Here is a 15,291-nt window from a genome sequence, read left to right as displayed (position 1 = left end):
GCGTGTGCCCTTTGGCACATCACCTGTCGTGAGGCAGTGTCATTTCATTGCCATATAGAGGCCGAACACGATCGCTATCACGACGATCAAGCTGACGATCATGCGCCCGCCGCGCAGCTCCAACAGTGCTTGCCACCAGACACGCGCCTCGGATGTCCCAGTCGCCTGCTGTGACGCATGTCCATCGTCCTGCCGATCCTGCATCCTGTTTTCCTTCTCCGTGCGTTCATCTCTACCTTATCCATCGGACGTTACCCAGGTGTAGAGCGGTTCAGAATCTTCCGTGAAATGCGGCAATGCGCGATTGCTCTGCGCGGCATCAGGCAGCGCTGCTGTCTGCACGGAGCGCTAAACACGCATCGAGGTATCAGGACATCCCCCTGACTAATTCAGCCAAACGGCCGAAAACGCGTACGACACAGTTGGGTCCGATGATCCTGTGTTGACATGCACGCCATTACCCTGCGCGTCAAGTTTGTTATTTGCGGAACACCGAAGTTATGAGCAGAGATCCCTCCGTCATCGATGTACAAGCCGAAATCGCGCACTGGCAGGCGCGGCATGCCGAGGGCAACCTTGGCGCGGGCAAGTTCAGCGAACTGTCCCCGGTGGTGAAGATGGCTTGCGATATCTATCTGCAAGCACCGCGTTCGAGCGACCAGGAGCGCCTGCGTCTGTTCCGCGACCGCCTGGAGCATCACTTCATTTCCTCGACCACGCAATCCAACTACGAGCAACTGGCAACCGACTGCTGGCAGCGGTTGGGTGCGCGCAATCGTTGATGCAGCAAGCAACACCCGTTATTCATTGGAGATCGTCATGAAAACCCCGTATCAAGTGCAGCAGGAGCTGGAACGATTGGAGCGGCTGGTGCCGCACATCATCAGCGACCAGGGCGACCGCGCGGAGGAGATCCTTGGCTTCCATGTGGCCAGCCTGCTCGGCAGCGCGCCAGCCAGCGAGCACGGCACGATCCGCGAGCGCGCAGCGCAGATGGCACGCGCTTGCCGTCACGCACAGGAGCGCGCTGCACCCGTACTGGCACCGACTGCCGGCAGACCGACGCGCGGCGGCGCGCTCGGTCAGCCGCAGTGGGCCTGACCGCCCTTCCTGACGGAGCCGCTTAGCGGCTCCGTCCCGTTTCAGCACTGCGTATTCCTTACGCCCCATTCGTCTTCCAGGAACTCCATGAAATTCACGCTTGCCGCTGCTTTCGTCGTTGCCTCGTTGTCGCTTGCCGGTTGCGATCGTCCAGGTGGCCAGGCCTCCCGTACCGCACCGGCGGAATCGCCGACACCGACACCAGCGCCGATCAGTGGCGCCGGTGCGAGCGAACCGGCCAAGGGCGATGCGGGCGCGCTGGGCGTGCTGGCCGCCATCGATGAGAACGAGATCGCGCTGGCCAAGCAGGCGATCGCCCAGGATCTGGGCGGGGCCACCGACGAATTCGCCAAGCAACTGCTGCACGACCACCAGGCCAACCTGGAAAAAACCCAGGCCCTGGGAGCATCCGATAGCCCGCGTGCCGAGGCGATGCGGGCCAAGGGCAAGGCCGCTATCGAGGCACTGTCGCAGACCCTCACCCTGCCGGACGGCAAGGATGCCTACCGCAACGCCTTTCTGCGGACGATGGTGATCGACCACGGCGACACCATCAAGATCCTCGATGCCGAACTCTTGCCGGCTGCGCAGACCGAGCCGGTCAAGCAGCATCTGCAGGAAACCCGCCGGGTGGTCGCCGCGCACTTCGAACGCGCACACGCCGTCTCGTCCTCACGCTGAGACAGCGTCCCGACGCCGCACGCGCCGATGCGTGCGGCGTCGGCGGCCGACCGCCGGCCACCAAGACCTGCAACCGGAGATCTCCGCGCAGCAGGTGCAGCCAGTGGTTGAGCCGGTTTCACCTGGCCTGTGTGCCGGTCGGTTTATCGTGCGGCATCCTCTGGAATGGATGCGCGCCATGCATGTACTGATCACCGGCGGCACCGGCTTTATCGGCAGCGCGTTCTGTGCCGCTGCGCATGCCGCCGGCCACCAGCTCAGTGTGTTGACGCGCTCGCCGGCGCGCGCAGCGCGTGCGCTGCCGGCCGTCAACGCGCTGGCCAGCCTGCCCACCGACCTGCACGTGGATGCGGTGGTCAATCTGGCGGGAGAACCGCTGGCCTCCGGGCGTTGGACTGCCGCCCGCAAGCACCGCATGCGCGCTTCACGCCTGGAGACGACGCGGCAACTGGCGAGCTGGATCGCCGGCCAGCCCGCCGAGCAGCGTCCACGGGTAATGGTTTCCGGCTCGGCCGTGGGCTATTACGGCGAGTGTGGCGACACCGTCCTGAGCGAGGCGTCGCCGGCCGGCGACGATTTTTCGGCCATGCTGTGTCGTGACTGGGAGGCGGAGGCCGCCGCGATCGCTGCGCTGGGCCCGCGGGTGAGCTGGGTACGCACCGGGATCGTGCTCGAACGCGACGGTGGTGCACTGGCGCGGATGCTGCCGGCGTTTCGCCTTGGCGGCGGCGGTCCGTTCGGCGATGGACAGCATTGGATGAGCTGGATCCACCGTGACGACATGGTTGCCTTGCTGCTTTGGTTGCTCGCGCAGGGCGGTGCAGGCGCTTACAACGCCACCGCCCCCACGCCGGTCACCAACAACGACTTCGCACGCACGCTGGCCGCGGTACTGCATCGTCCCGCGCTGCTACGGCTACCGGCTGCGGCGTTGCGGCTGGGCTTCGGCGAAATGGCCGACCTGCTGCTGATCAGCCAGCGGGTCGTCCCGCAACGCGCGGTGGCCGAGGGCTTCACCTTCCGCTATCCGCAACTGCAGGACGCCTTGCGGGCCATCCTGCGCGATTGAGGGCGGCAGGCCGCGCGCCGCTCGGCGCCGACCCGCAAGCCACGCGCCTAGCCACCAGCGTCCCATGACGTGCACCGACGCCGGCGCCGATCGTCATGGCAATCGGCGCCTGATAGGCGCTCAGCGCTTGCTGACTTTCTTGCTGACCGCCTTGCGTGCCGCAGTGGTCTTGGCCACTGCCCGGGTCGCCGGGGTCTTGGTGACCTTGGCCGCCTTCTTCAGCGTGGTCTTGGCTGCGGTTTTCTTGACCACGGCCTTCTTGACCGCCACCTTGCTGGACGCCACCCGCTTGCTGGCAGGCGCCTTGGTGACCGCGGACTTGGCGACCGTCTTCTTGGCCGCAGCCTTCTTCGCCGCTGCCGAACGGACCTGGGTTTTCTTGCTCGCCGCGCGCGCGTCGGCCGCACTGACCGCGGTCTTGCGCGCGGTGCGCTTGGCCGCCGTCTTGGCGCTCAGTGCTGCCGCATCGGCCTTGGCGTTGGCCTTGGCGGTTTCCAGTTTCTGCCTGGCCGCGGCCTTGGTACTGGCCAGCTTTTGCTTGGCCGTCTCTTTGGTGCTGACCAGCTTCTGCTTGGCGCTCTCCTTGGTGGCCTGCAGCGTCTTGGTGGTCTTGGCGACCGTCCGTTTGACCGCCGCGGCGGCGTCGACGGCTTTCTCGACCACGCGCTTTTCCACCTCCACCGCCTGCTTGCGCACCTTGGCAACGCGCTGCTTGACCTGCGTGGTGGCCGCCTCGGCGACTTCCTGGACTCCGCTGACCGCATCGCTGGCGGTGGTGACGATGGCTTCGCCAAGTCCGGTGGCGGTGCTCTTTACGCTGTCGACGGCGTCGGACAACGTCGCCGTCACACCATTGCCATTGCTCATAAGCCCTCCTTCGGGCATCAGTAGGGAGACCGGGCGATGCCGGGGCATGCCGTGAGACTGAATGTGGCGCTGACGAGCGGACGCTACGCCGGGCCCAACCGGCTGTCAACGCAGGAAAGACAAGGGCTGCGCACTGCTTTCACCGAAAGTTAAATCAACCGCTGGCAGGCTCGTTCAGCTTGATTTACGCCGGTCGGATCCCTATCCGAGCTCCATCGCCCCTTACGCGTATTCCGGAATCCTGCTCCATGCGACCGCTCCCGACTTTGCTGACTCTTTCGCTGGCCGCTGCCTTCGGTGGATTCACCGCCACCGGCATCAACGCCTGGCTGGATAATCGCGCCCAGGCGGCGCCCGCTGGCAACGCTGACGGTCCTTCCTTCAGCCTGCCGATCGCCGCGGCACTGCCTGCCGCTGCCGCCGGCCAACCGGTCCCTTCGTTGGCGCCGATGTTGCAGCAGGCGATGCCCGCGGTGGTCAGCGTCAACACCAAGCAAGTGGTGCGTGTCCGCAATCCGTTCTTCAACGACCCGATCCTGCGCCGGCTATTTCCGGAAATTCCGCAGGACCGCATCAATGAGTCGCTGGGTTCGGGCGTGATCATCGATGCGCAGAAAGGCTATGTGCTGACCAACCACCACGTGATCGAGAACGCCGACGACGTGCAGGTGACGCTGGGCGACGGGCGTACGGTCAAGGCCGAGTTCATTGGCTCCGATGCCGACACCGACATCGCGCTGATCCGCATCAAGGCCGACAAGCTCACCGAGATCAAGCTGGCCGACAGCAACCAGCTACGCGTGGGCGACTTCGTCGTCGCCATCGGCAATCCGTTCGGTTTCACCCAGACCGTCACCTCCGGCATCGTCTCGGCGGTCGGGCGCAGCGGTATCCGCGGGTTGGGCTATCAGAACTTCATCCAGACCGATGCCTCGATCAATCCGGGCAACTCCGGCGGCGCACTGGTCAACCTGCAGGGCCAGCTGGTCGGCATCAATACCGCCAGCTTCAATCCGCAAGGCAGCATGGCCGGCAATATCGGCCTGGGCCTGGCGATTCCGTCGAACCTGGCGCGCAACGTGGTCGAGCAGTTGGTGACCAAGGGTGTGGTGGTGCGCGGCACGCTGGGCCTGGAAACCCAGAACCTCACCCCGCAGCTGCAACAGGGTCTCGGCCTGGACTCGGCGCGTGGGGCACTGGTCAGCCGCGTGTTGCCCGGGTCGGCCGCCGCTGCCGCCGGTGTGCAGCCGGGCGATGTGATCCTGGCTGCGAACGACCAGCGCGTCGATAGCGCCGAGGCATTGCACAACTACGAAGGACTGCAACCCGTCGGCAGCGCGGTCACCCTGGACGTGCGCCGCGACGGCAAGCCGCTCAAGCTCAAGGCCACGCTGAAAGAACAGGACCGCGCGGTGACCGGCGACATGCTCGATCCCCGCCTGGGCGGCGCCACCTTCGTCGATCTGCCCGAGTCGCTGCGCCAGTCCGGCGTCACCGGCGTCATGGTCGGCGAGGTGAAGCGTGGCTCGCGTGCAGCGGTCAATGGCCTGGTCTCTGGTGATGTGATCGTGGCAGGTAGCGTCGGCGACTTCGCCGACCTGGCCAGCTGGCGTGCCAACTTCCAGCGCAAGCCGCCACAACTGGTGCTGCGCATCCTGCGTGGCAATGCGCAATACGACGCGTTGATGCGGTGAAACGCCTGACGCGCCGACGATGTACCCGTAACACCCCCTACACCCTGCCGATGCTATTGCTAACCCACGCCCGCACGCTGTCGCGGCTGCCCTTCCCGACCCAAGGAGACACCGTATGAGCCCTACCAATACCGACCAACTGAAGGAAAACCTGAGCGAAGCCGGCGCCCACCTGAAGTCGGCCGCCAGCGCCGCCGGTGAAGCGTTCAAGGGCGCCAGCAGCGCAGCGGGCGATGAGCTCAAGCTGGGCCGCGCCAACGTCAAGGCCGAGCTGTCCGATACCGCATTGGCCGGCATGGCCGCTGCCGAATTCGGCGGTGCCGCTGCCAAGGAACAGATGGACGTGCTGGTGGAAAAAGGCCGCGATCTGATCGACAGCGCGTCTGAGCTGATTCGCGAGCGTCCGCTGACCGCATTCGGCATGGCCTTCGCCACCGGCTGGATCATCGCCAAATTGGCACGCAGCAACGACAACTGATCCGTGAGCGATCAGGCCCCTCCCGCAGCCAACGCCGACGCTCACGAGCCCGGCGCAACGCCCGGACTGGAAGAGAGCGTGCGCGCCTTTGGCAGTGCTGGTCGCGCCACGTTCGATTCCGCCAAGGACACCAGCCGCGCATTGCGTCGGCTGGTGTCGGCCGATCTGCAACTCGCGCGCAGCGCATTCGGCCGCGGGCTGGCCTGGGCGTGTGTTGCGGTGGTGTTCGGCGCCTCGTCCTGGTTGTTGCTGGCGGGCGCCATCATCGCGTTGCTGCAACGGGCGGGGTTGTCGTGGTTTCAATCGATGTTCTTCACCGCACTGGCCAGTTTGCTGGTGACTGCGCTCGCCGCCTGGCGGGTCGCGTTCTATTTCGACCATACCGGCATGAACGCCACGCGGCGCCAACTGGTGCGATTGGGTATCTTCGACGATAGCAACGATGAAGACGCCCGGCCGTCGTCGAACAACGGAGCAGGCACATGAGCTTTGGGGCATTGCGGCAGCGCGTGGAGCGAGCCGAGTTCCTCGTCCAGGGGCGCGCGGAGGAAACCCGCCTGCATTGGGCGCAGACCCGTACCGCTTGGCGTCTTGGCTGGTCTCCGCTGCGCATCGTGGTCGTTGGGCTGGGCTTGGGATTCATGACCGGCCGCAACGAACCGCAGGCCGCGCTGGGTAGCATCGCCACCAAGCTCGGTGGGCTGCCCAAGATGTTGCAGATGGTCAGTACGCTCTCGGCGCTGTTCACTGCGCACCGTGCGCAGGAAGCGTCCGAGCAAGCCGAACGTGCGGCCGACAATGCCGAGGACATCGCCGCGGATCAGACCGCTGCACCTGTCGCCGCGGCAGTGCGAGCCGCCCCGCGCACAGCCGCCGAGGAACGCATGACACCGCGAGCGGCTGAGGCCGCCACCGAACTGTCGGAACATTGATGACGTGCGGGCGGCGCACACGCCTGTGACGTCTTCCACGGATAATGGCGCACTGCCCGCCGCCGGCCGGGTGTCGTTAGAGCACACATGAGCCTATCCGCCGATACCCTGGAGTCTGTCGACGCGTCCGAGTTGCCACCGCCGCCTGCGCCGCGCCCGCGGGGCCCGGTGTCGCTGGTGGTGCTCGCCACGCTCGCGGTCGGCTACACCTTGTGGGCCGCCCAGACGATTTTGCTGCCGATCCTGTTGGCAGCGTTTTTCGCCCTGATCGGCAACCCCATCCTGCGCGGCCTGCAGCGGCTCTACGTGCCACGTTTCATCGGCGCGGTACTGGTGCTGTCGCTGGGCATGGCCAGCACGGTGGCGCTGGCAATGCAGTTGGCGGGACCGGCCAGCGAATGGGTACAGCAGGCGCCACGGCAGATGCGCCAGATCGCACGCCAGGTGCACGACTTCACCAAGCCTGTACAACAGGCCAACCAGGCCGCCGAAAACTTCGCGCGCGCAGCCGGTGGCGAGGGCGCACGCGGCGTCCAGATCGTGCGCACGCAGCTGGACGACCCGTACAAGGCGATCACACGCACACCCAAACTGGCCGCATCGGTGCTGGCGGTGGTGCTGCTGACCTTCTTCTTCATGGTGTATGGCGAGAGCCTGCAGCGGCATGCGATCGCGCTGCTGCCCAATCGCCAGCAACAACGCTTCACCACCGAGATCATGCGCGACATCGAACGCGAGGTGTCGCGATACGTGTTGACCATCAGCGTGATCAACACCCTGGTCGGCCTGGTGTTTGCCGGCATCCTGTATGTGCTGAAGATCCCGCTGCCGGAAGCGCTGCTATGGGGTACGGTAGTCGCGCTGCTGAACTTCGCCCCGTACGTGGGGCCGCTGATCGGCGTCATGCTGATGCTGCTGATGGGTCTTGTGGAATTCCACACCCCGCTTTCCGCGCTGTTGCCGGCGATCCTGTACCTGGCGCTGCATACCCTCGAAGGCCAGGTGGTCACGCCGATCGTGCTTGGCCGGCGCATGGCGATCTCGCCGTTGATGCTGATCCTGGCGCTGATGTTGTTCGGCTGGTTGTGGGGTATCGTCGGGCTGCTGTTGGCCGTGCCGTTGCTGGTGTGCATCAAGATGGTGTTGAGCCGTGTGGACGGCATGCAACGCTGGGCACGCCTGCTCGAGTAGTTGGCAGCGGGCACGGTGCGCGATCGCCGCTGCGTGGGCCACGCCGGGCCGCGCTGCCGACGAGTTGCGTCCTCCACGCCTGCTGCCCAATCCCCTTTTCGAGCCAACCGCCGTAAACTCCGGCGATGAGCTTTCTTGTCCGCGCCATCACCCTGGACCTCGACGACACGCTGTGGCCGTTTGCGCCGATCGGCGCACGCATCGACCAGGTGCTATACGACTGGATGTGTGTCCATAGCCCGGTCACCGCGCAGCGATTTCCGCTGGAGGCGATGCGCGAGCTACGCGAGCGCAGCTTTGCCGACAACCCGCATCTGCATCACGATCTGAGCGCACTGCGCCGGTTGACGCTGGAGATGGCACTGCGCGAGAGCGGCGGCGATCTGGCGCTTGTGGAGCCGGCCTATGAGGTGTTCTACGCCGCGCGCAACCAGGTCGAGTGCTATCCGGACGCGCTGGACGCGCTGGCACGTATCGCCGCCCATGTGCCGGTGGCCGCACTCAGCAACGGCAACGCCGATCTGCAGCGGATCGGCCTGATGCATCACTTCGTCTTTCAGCTGGGCTCGCGCGAGCACGGCAGCGCCAAGCCCGATCCCAGCATCTTCCTGGCCGCCTGCGAGCGGCTGCAGGTGCCGCCGGACGAGGTGCTGCACGTGGGCGACCACATCCGCATGGACGTGCTCGGCGCCTTGGATGCCGGCCTGCGCGCCTGCTGGATCAACCGCGACGGTGCCGATTGGACGCATCCGACCCAGCAACCGGACCTGCAATTCGACAGCCTGACCGGGCTGGCCGACTGGCTGGATGCCCAGCAGCCGCCGCAACGCTCCGCGCGCGAGGGCGTCTGCGTCCCGCACTGAGCGCTGTCATCTTTTCGCGGCGTTGCGCGCCGCAACCGAGGAATCCATGTCCCCAATCGCCGGCTTCACCGATCCCAACGCCGCGGCGCTGCCGCTGCATGTCCTCGACCGCGAAGGCTTCGCGCGCTGGTGCGGCGAGCAACCGGCACAGCTGGCGGCCTGGGCACAGGCGCAACGTTTCGACGCCGCGCCCGGCAGCGTGTTGCTGCTGCCCGGCAACGACGGTCTGGCCGGGGCCGTGCTGGGCATAGGCGATCGCGCCGACGCCTATGCCTATGCGCACGCGCCGATGGCGCTGCCGGCCGCCAGTCGCTGGCAGCTGGCCACGGCGCTCGCCGCGCCCGAGCAGGACCTGCTGCATCTGGGCTGGGCACTGGGCGCGTATCGTTTCGCGCGCTACCGCAAGATTCCGCGCGCGCCGGCCGAACTGGCCGCCAGCCCGTCGGCCGAGACCCAGGCGCTGATCACCGCCTGCCTGCAGGTGCGCGACTGGGTCAACACGCCGACCGAGGACATGGGGCCGCAGCAGCTGGAAGACGCCGCACGCGCGCTCGCACAGCAGCATGGCGCGCAGCTGGAGAGCATCGTCGGGGCCGACCTGCTGGCGCAGAACTTTCCCACCATCCATGCGGTCGGCCGCGCCTCGCATCGGCCGCCGCGCTTGATCGCGCTGCGCTGGGGCCAGGCCGACCATCCGCACCTGGTGCTGGTCGGCAAGGGCGTGTGCTTCGATACCGGCGGGCTGGACCTCAAGCCCGCCGACGGCATGCGCAACATGAAGAAGGACATGGGGGGCGCCGCGCATGCGCTGGCGCTGGCCGGGCTGCTGATGGCCCGGCAGTTGCCGGTGCGCCTGACCTTGCTGATCCCGGCAGTGGAAAACGCGGTCGGGCCGGATGCCTTCCGCCCCGGCGAAGTGATCACCACCCGTGCCGGCGTCAGCGTGGAGATCGACAACACCGATGCCGAAGGACGTTTGATCCTGTGCGATGCGCTCAGCTACGCCAGCGAACAACGGCCTGACCTGATCCTGGATTTCGCCACCCTCACCGGCGCCGCCCGCATCGCGCTGGGACCGGACCTGCCGGCCTTGTTCGCCAACGACGATGCGCTGGCGCAGGCGTGGCTGGACGCCGGCGAGCGCAGCCGCGATCCGGTGTGGCGGATGCCGCTGTGGCGTCCCTACCTGCGCTATCTCAACAGCCATGTGGCCGACCTCGCCAACGCCGGCTCGCGCATGGCGGGCGCGGTGACCGCCGCGCTGTACCTGGAGCGCTTCGTGGCGCCGGGCTTGCGCTGGGCGCACCTGGATGTCTACGCCTGGAACGACAGCGACCGCCCCGGACGTCCGGCCGGCGGCGAGGCATTGGCGCTGCGCTCGGCGTACGCGATGCTGGTGCAGCGCTACGGCGGTTGAGCGAGACATTGCCACCGCCCGAGCATCGATGCCCTTGCCCGCAGCGGCGGCAGCCGTTAGCCCTGGCCCCGCGACAGCAACGGCGCCAGGCTGCGCATCCGCGCCTGTGTCGCCGGGCCGACCAGCGCATAGGCGGTGTCGCCCTTGGTCCAATAGTGCGCCAGCAGGCCGCCATCGCGGCGCTCGCCGGTCGGCATCGGGCCATTGCGCGGACGTAGATACAAGCCGATGCGGGCGCCGTCGGTGCCGGTGTAGACCAGCATGACGGCGGCACCTTCCGCGGTGGAGAGCAATTGCCCACCTTGTAGTACATAGCCTTGCGTGCGCAGATCCGGCAGCACGCCGGCAGCACCGAAATGCCTGCGTAGCCACGGCTGCAGATCGTCCGGCCGGCGCACGTCCCAGGCCACCGGACGGTCTGCGCCGGTATCGACGAACAGGCGATAGGCGGCCACCGCATCGGCCATCGGCACGCGCTGGTCGAGCAGTTGGCGTTCTCGCAGTTGCCAACCCAACCCGGTGCCCACGCCCAGCGCCAGCACGCAGCTGGCCACGGCACCGAACATCGCGCGGCGGCGGCGCTGCAGGCGGCGACGGGCGGTGGCCAGCGAGAGAGCGGGAACCGGCGTCGCCAGTTGCTGGCCGGCATGGGCCGCACGCAATGCCTCGGCATCGCGCTTCCAGCCGACAATGCGGGCGGCCATGTCTGGGCGCGTCTGCAGCCAGTCCGCCACCCAGGCGCGTTGCGCGGCATCCAGGCGACCATCGACATAGGCATGCAGATCCTGTTCGTCGGGCGTAGGGGCGGTCATTTCAGGATCCTCAACGCCGGTTCCGGCACGACGGCGGTCGATGCCGTAGTGCCTTCATTGAGCGCGCGCAGCCGCTCGCGGGCGCGCGACAGACGCGACATCACCGTGCCGATCGGAACGCCCAAGGTCTCGGCCACCTCGCGATAACTGAAGCCTTCCACACTGACCAGCAGCAGCAGCGCGCGTTGCTCGGCAGGCAACAGCGCGAGACTGGCGAGCAGCGTCCTGCCGGCGTGCACCCGCTCGGCAGAGGCCGACTGGCTGGGTTGCTGCGCCGCGAACAGACCACGTACGCGCTGCCAGCGCGCAGCACGCCGCTGTGCATCCAAGAACTGCCGATACAGGATGGCGAACAGCCACGGCTGCAGCGCATCGTCACTGTGCCGGCTGCTCCAGCGGCGCAGCGCGCGTTCCAGCGTGGCCTGGACCAGATCGTCGGCGGCGGCCGCATCGCCGCTGAGCGAGCGCGCGAAACGCTGCAACGGCGGCAGCAAGGCCTGCAGCTGGTGGTCATCGAGCTCGTGCATGGGCGGAGGGGGCAGTGGTGGCATCACGCGTTGGACGCGCCAGACGCTGGATTATTCCCTGCCTGCGACGACGGCGTGGCCTTCCCGGCGCGGTCGTGGAATAGACCCGCCTGTGCGGCGTCCCACTGTATCCATCCACTGCGGAGCCAGCCATGCCCTTGCCACCTCCTTCGTCTCAGCGCGGCCAGGTGCCGTGGGTCCCCTTGCTCGGTATCGGCGCCATCGTCGGCGGAGTGGCGCTGGCATTCGCCTGGACGGCCGGTTGGATCGGCGCCGACCGGCTGACCGCCGCGCGCATGACCGACACCATCGAGGCCAGCGGGCCGCCGCATCCGGGCTTCCGCCGCGCGCATTCCAAAGGCGTCTGTGTCAGCGGCCAGTTCGCCGCCAACGGCAAGGCCAGCTGGCTGTCGTCGGCGCGGGTGTTCAGCCAGCCCAATACGCCGGTGCTGGGGCGCATGTCCATCGGCGGTGGCGATCCGCACGGTGCCGATGGCCAGGCGCGCGTGCGCAGCATGGCGTTGTTGTTGCGCAGCGACGATGGACAGGAATGGCGCACGGCGATGAACAGCTTTCCGTTCTTCGTGGTGGCGACGCCGGCAGGCTTCCAGGCGCTCACCCTCGCCTCGCACCCGGACCCGGCCACCGGCAAGCCGGATCCGGCCAAGCTGGCGGCCTTCGGCAAGCAGTATCCCGAAGCGGCAAAATTCCAGCAGTGGGCCAAGACCGCGCCGTGGTCCGATAGCTGGGCCAATACCCAGTACAACGGCGTCAACGCCTTCCGTGCCATTGCCGCCGATGGGCGCGAGCGCTACATCCGCTGGTCGATGCGCCCGCACACACCGTTCAAGGCGCTCAGCGCCGAGCAACGTGGGCAGGCCGACGATGATTTTCTCGCCACCGACCTGAGCGCACGTCTGGCGCAGGGACCCTTGCGCTGGGACTTGGTGGTGACCATCGCCGAGCCGGGCGATCCGGTGGACGATCCCTCGCAGCCCTGGCCGGACAGCCGCAAACAGATCGTCGCTGGGACCTTGACCCTGGACCATGCCGAACCGCAGGCCACCGGCCCGTGCCGCGACCTGAACTACGATCCGCTGATCCTGCCCAAGGGCCTGGCCGGCTCGAACGATCCGATCCTGGCCGCACGCTCGTCGGTGTATTCGCAATCGTTCAACCGTCGCGAACGCGAGATCGCCAATGGCCAGGGCAGTGCTGCCACCGGCCAAGGAGCACATCAATGAACCAGCCCACGCATTTCAATCTGCCCGCCCGCGTGCTGCATTGGCTGATGGCGGCGATGATCCTGACCATGCTGTTCGTCGGCGTCGGCATGGTGGCCTCGGTCACCCAGCGCCCGTGGCTGATCGACCTGCATCGCCCGTTGGGCATCGCGATCCTGCTGCTGGCGGTGCTGCGCCTGATCAACCGGCTGCGTCATCGTCCGCCGCCGTTGCCGGCTGATCTGCCGGCCTGGCAGAAGGCTGCAGCGATCGCATCGCACTGGCTGCTGTATGCCTTGATGCTCGCAATGCCGCTGATCGGTTGGGCGATGCTCTCGGCCGGCGGCTATCCGATCGTGCTGTGGTCGGGGGCCGAGCTGCCGGCGATCGCGCCGCACGCGCCTGCACTCTATGCCTGGCTGCGTAGCGCGCATGGCTGGCTCGCCTATCTGCTGTTTGCCACCGTGCTGGCACATCTGAGCGCGGCGCTGTTCCATGCCTGGGTGCGCCGCGACGGGGTGTTTTCCAGCATGGCGCGAGGCGGGGAGCGCACGCCGCAGTGACGGCGTTCGCAGATCCGACGCTCGCGCCCGGTGGCTATGCGCGCGGCGCTGATGACGCTGCGGGAAGAGAGCCGCAAGAACGGCTGAGTGACGGTACGGCGAGGACCGCTCGCCTCGCCGTATCCGCACTGCCGTCGAAGAACGGCGACCTCAAGGGGCGAGCGCTGCGCTGGCGGGCACCGTAATTCCCTTGCCCGTCGCCGCCCAATAGATACCGCCGTACAGATGCTCCAGATAGCGCGGGTCGTTGTAGGCCTCGGCCAGATGGCCGAGCGCGGTGGCGAACACCCGGCCGCCTTCGAAAGAGTGGTACCACGCCACTGGATGCGGCTTGCCCATGCCCTTGGCAACCTGGCCCGGCCAGATCCGTGTGGGGTCGTAGCTGGTTTCGTCCACCGTCATCAGCGTCACCAGGTCGTCGCGATCAGGCGGATCGTATTCGTACCATTCGTCGGTCCACACCCACCGCCGCGGCAGGCCGGCGGTGGCCGGAAAATCGGCATCGACCACATCGACCATGGCCGTCTGGATATAGGGGTGGGTGCGGAACGAGCGGCCAATCAAGTGGTCGTACCATTCCCACTCGCCGCGCTTGATCGCGAACGCCTTGTGCACGGCGACCACGCCACCGCCGTTGCGCACGTATTTTTGAAAGTTGGCGCGTTGCGCCGGATCCAGGTCGGTAGCCGGTGTATTGAGCAGCACGATGGCGGCGTATTGCGAGAGCTCTGCATCGAAGGCCTTGGCATTCCACGCCCACACCATCTCGACATCATGCTTGCGCGCCATCGCTTCGAACTGCGGTTTGGCGATGGGGATATAGTCGTGGTGGTACTGGTTGGGGATGGCCGCCACCAGGATCTTGAATTGCTCGGCAGATGCGTTGAATGCGCAGACCAACAGCAGGCTCGACAGCCATACGGATTTCATGCGGTTGCTCGCCCTGGTTTCGATCGCCCAGCAGTGTACGCGCACGCATGCGGCATGCTTTCGCACGTCGTTGGAATCGTTGTGGATCGCCGGCCTGGCGCGATTAAGAGCAGCTAACAAAACGACTGCGCAGCCGCCAGGCGGGCGCGGCCGGTGCTCGGAATCCTCATGTACCACGCGTACACTGCGGTTCCTGTGCGCCGTCCACGCCCACCTGACGGCTGCTCGCTACGTTTTGTTAGCCACTCCAAGGCCGAAACGTGCCTGCGACGCGCGCAGGCAATCACGCGACTGAGAGGCGCTACAACCAGCCCTTTTGCCGCGCCAACCGATACGCTTCGATGCGATTGCCCACCCCCAGCTTGCCGATGCACTCGGACAGATAGTTGCGCACAGTGCCATGCGAGAGCTGCAGCTGGGTGGCGATTTCGCTGGCAGAGCGGCCTTCGCCGGCCAGGCGCAACACCGTGCGCTCGCGGTCGTTGAGCGGATCGGCTTCGGACCAGGCTTCCAACGCCAGTTCCGGATCGATCGCGCGACCACCCCGGTGCACCTGACGGATCGCATCGACCAGACGTTCGGGTGGTGCGTCCTTCAGCAGGTAGCCACCGACGCCGGCATCCAGCGCGCGGCGCAGGAAGCCGGGCCGAGCGAAGGTGGTGACGATGACGATGCGGATCGGCAACTGCTGGCGCTGCACGCGCTGCGCCAACTCCAGCCCGGTCAGCCCGGGCATTTCGATGTCGGTGACCAACACATCCGGTTGATGCGTCTGCAGCGCGCGCCAGGCGGACTCGCCGTCGGCGGCGCTGGCGACCACGGTGAGGTCGGCCTCCAGTCCCAGCAGCGCACCCAGGGCACCACGCACCATCGCCTGATCTTCGGCCAGCACTAATCGAATCACGGCACCCCCGCGGCTGATGGCACAGTGTAGGGCCGCGAC

Annotated in this window: 18 protein-coding genes, 1 other RNA gene and 1 pseudogene; 14 read left to right on the top strand and 6 right to left on the bottom strand. The window is 66.9% G+C overall.

Annotated features, from left to right (window positions below; translation table 11 throughout):
* Positions 1–39 precede the first annotated feature (39 nt).
* A complete protein-coding gene (locus tag CKY51_RS22400) occupies positions 40–204 on the bottom strand; it encodes a hypothetical protein (RefSeq protein WP_170292302.1) in 165 nt (54 codons plus the stop codon).
* A gap of 296 nt (positions 205–500) precedes the next feature.
* Between CKY51_RS22400 and CKY51_RS07855 the strand changes: the two genes are divergently transcribed.
* The 4 genes from CKY51_RS07855 (at position 501) to CKY51_RS07840 (ending at position 2,851) form a co-directional block, all read left to right on the top strand.
* Positions 501–782 (top strand): hypothetical protein, encoded by a 282-nt coding sequence (locus CKY51_RS07855; RefSeq protein WP_152249071.1) that lies wholly within the window; start codon positions 501–503, stop codon positions 780–782.
* Between the two features lie 37 nt (positions 783–819).
* Positions 820–1,101 (top strand): hypothetical protein, encoded by a 282-nt coding sequence (locus tag CKY51_RS07850; protein ID WP_022971833.1) that lies wholly within the window; start codon positions 820–822, stop codon positions 1,099–1,101.
* An 87-nt stretch (positions 1,102–1,188) separates the two neighbouring features.
* Positions 1,189–1,782: a DUF4142 domain-containing protein gene (locus CKY51_RS07845; protein ID WP_022971832.1), complete on the top strand. Its 594-nt coding sequence runs from the start codon at positions 1,189–1,191 to the stop codon at positions 1,780–1,782.
* Between the two features lie 178 nt (positions 1,783–1,960).
* Positions 1,961–2,851, top strand: a complete 891-nt coding sequence (locus CKY51_RS07840; protein WP_031339365.1) for a TIGR01777 family oxidoreductase — start codon at positions 1,961–1,963, stop codon at positions 2,849–2,851.
* Between the two features lie 120 nt (positions 2,852–2,971).
* Here CKY51_RS07840 and CKY51_RS07835 read toward each other — a convergent pair whose 3' ends face one another.
* Entirely contained in the window at positions 2,972–3,718 is a 747-nt protein-coding gene (locus CKY51_RS07835) for a hypothetical protein (RefSeq protein WP_022971830.1), read from the bottom strand.
* 248 nt (positions 3,719–3,966) lie between these two features.
* On the opposite strand from CKY51_RS07835, the gene CKY51_RS07830 reads away from it, so the two are divergent.
* From CKY51_RS07830 to CKY51_RS07800, 7 genes and pseudogenes are all read left to right on the top strand, one after another.
* The gene (locus CKY51_RS07830; RefSeq protein WP_022971829.1) at positions 3,967–5,412 is read left to right on the top strand and encodes a Do family serine endopeptidase; all 1,446 of its coding nucleotides are present in this window, start codon (positions 3,967–3,969) and stop codon (positions 5,410–5,412) included.
* A gap of 115 nt (positions 5,413–5,527) precedes the next feature.
* Positions 5,528–5,890, top strand: a complete 363-nt coding sequence (locus CKY51_RS07825; RefSeq protein ID WP_022971828.1) for a hypothetical protein — start codon at positions 5,528–5,530, stop codon at positions 5,888–5,890.
* A 3-nt stretch (positions 5,891–5,893) separates the two neighbouring features.
* Positions 5,894–6,376, top strand: a complete 483-nt coding sequence (locus CKY51_RS07820) for a phage holin family protein (protein WP_022971827.1) — start codon at positions 5,894–5,896, stop codon at positions 6,374–6,376.
* Positions 6,373–6,750 (top strand): annotated as a pseudogene (locus CKY51_RS07815) (hypothetical protein); the annotation flags it as partial. The gene CKY51_RS07820 and the pseudogene CKY51_RS07815, both read left to right, overlap by 4 nt.
* A 159-nt stretch (positions 6,751–6,909) precedes the next feature.
* Positions 6,910–8,013: an AI-2E family transporter gene (locus CKY51_RS07810; RefSeq protein WP_022971825.1), complete on the top strand. Its 1,104-nt coding sequence runs from the start codon at positions 6,910–6,912 to the stop codon at positions 8,011–8,013.
* A gap of 125 nt (positions 8,014–8,138) precedes the next feature.
* The gene (locus CKY51_RS07805; RefSeq protein WP_022971824.1) at positions 8,139–8,876 is read left to right on the top strand and encodes an HAD family hydrolase; all 738 of its coding nucleotides are present in this window, start codon (positions 8,139–8,141) and stop codon (positions 8,874–8,876) included.
* A 46-nt stretch (positions 8,877–8,922) separates the two neighbouring features.
* On the top strand, positions 8,923–10,293 hold the full coding sequence (locus CKY51_RS07800; RefSeq protein ID WP_152249070.1) for a leucyl aminopeptidase family protein: 1,371 nt from the start codon (positions 8,923–8,925) through the stop codon (positions 10,291–10,293).
* Between the two features lie 56 nt (positions 10,294–10,349).
* On the opposite strand, the gene CKY51_RS07795 is transcribed toward CKY51_RS07800, so the two are convergent.
* Positions 10,350–11,105: an anti-sigma factor family protein gene (locus tag CKY51_RS07795; RefSeq protein ID WP_022971822.1), complete on the bottom strand. Its 756-nt coding sequence runs from the start codon at positions 11,103–11,105 to the stop codon at positions 10,350–10,352.
* Positions 11,102–11,632: an RNA polymerase sigma factor gene (locus CKY51_RS07790; RefSeq protein ID WP_022971821.1), complete on the bottom strand. Its 531-nt coding sequence runs from the start codon at positions 11,630–11,632 to the stop codon at positions 11,102–11,104. Before CKY51_RS07790 ends, CKY51_RS07795 begins: the two co-directional genes overlap by 4 nt.
* A gap of 152 nt (positions 11,633–11,784) precedes the next feature.
* Here CKY51_RS07790 and CKY51_RS07785 point away from each other — a divergent pair, with 152 nt between their 5' ends.
* Positions 11,785–12,876, top strand: a complete 1,092-nt coding sequence (locus CKY51_RS07785; protein ID WP_031339359.1) for a catalase family peroxidase — start codon at positions 11,785–11,787, stop codon at positions 12,874–12,876.
* Positions 12,873–13,418 (top strand): cytochrome b, encoded by a 546-nt coding sequence (locus CKY51_RS07780; protein ID WP_022971819.1) that lies wholly within the window; start codon positions 12,873–12,875, stop codon positions 13,416–13,418. The genes CKY51_RS07785 and CKY51_RS07780 overlap by 4 nt, the downstream gene beginning before the upstream one ends.
* A 150-nt stretch (positions 13,419–13,568) precedes the next feature.
* Here the strand turns inward: CKY51_RS07780 and CKY51_RS07775 are convergent, their stop codons facing one another.
* Positions 13,569–14,348: a ThuA domain-containing protein gene (locus CKY51_RS07775; protein WP_152249069.1), complete on the bottom strand. Its 780-nt coding sequence runs from the start codon at positions 14,346–14,348 to the stop codon at positions 13,569–13,571.
* A 168-nt stretch (positions 14,349–14,516) separates the two neighbouring features.
* Here CKY51_RS07775 and CKY51_RS07770 point away from each other — a divergent pair.
* Positions 14,517–14,592, top strand: a non-coding RNA gene (locus CKY51_RS07770) — sX9 sRNA.
* 57 nt (positions 14,593–14,649) lie between these two features.
* Here CKY51_RS07770 and CKY51_RS07765 read toward each other — a convergent pair.
* The gene (locus CKY51_RS07765) at positions 14,650–15,252 is read right to left on the bottom strand and encodes a response regulator transcription factor (RefSeq protein WP_022971817.1); all 603 of its coding nucleotides are present in this window, start codon (positions 15,250–15,252) and stop codon (positions 14,650–14,652) included.
* Positions 15,253–15,291 lie beyond the last annotated feature (39 nt).

This window comes from Xanthomonas maliensis (genome assembly GCF_009192945.1).
GTDB lineage: Bacteria > Pseudomonadota > Gammaproteobacteria > Xanthomonadales > Xanthomonadaceae > Xanthomonas > Xanthomonas maliensis.
The sequence above is the reverse complement of the archived record's forward strand: the minus strand, read 5'-3'. Positions and strand labels throughout refer to the sequence as shown.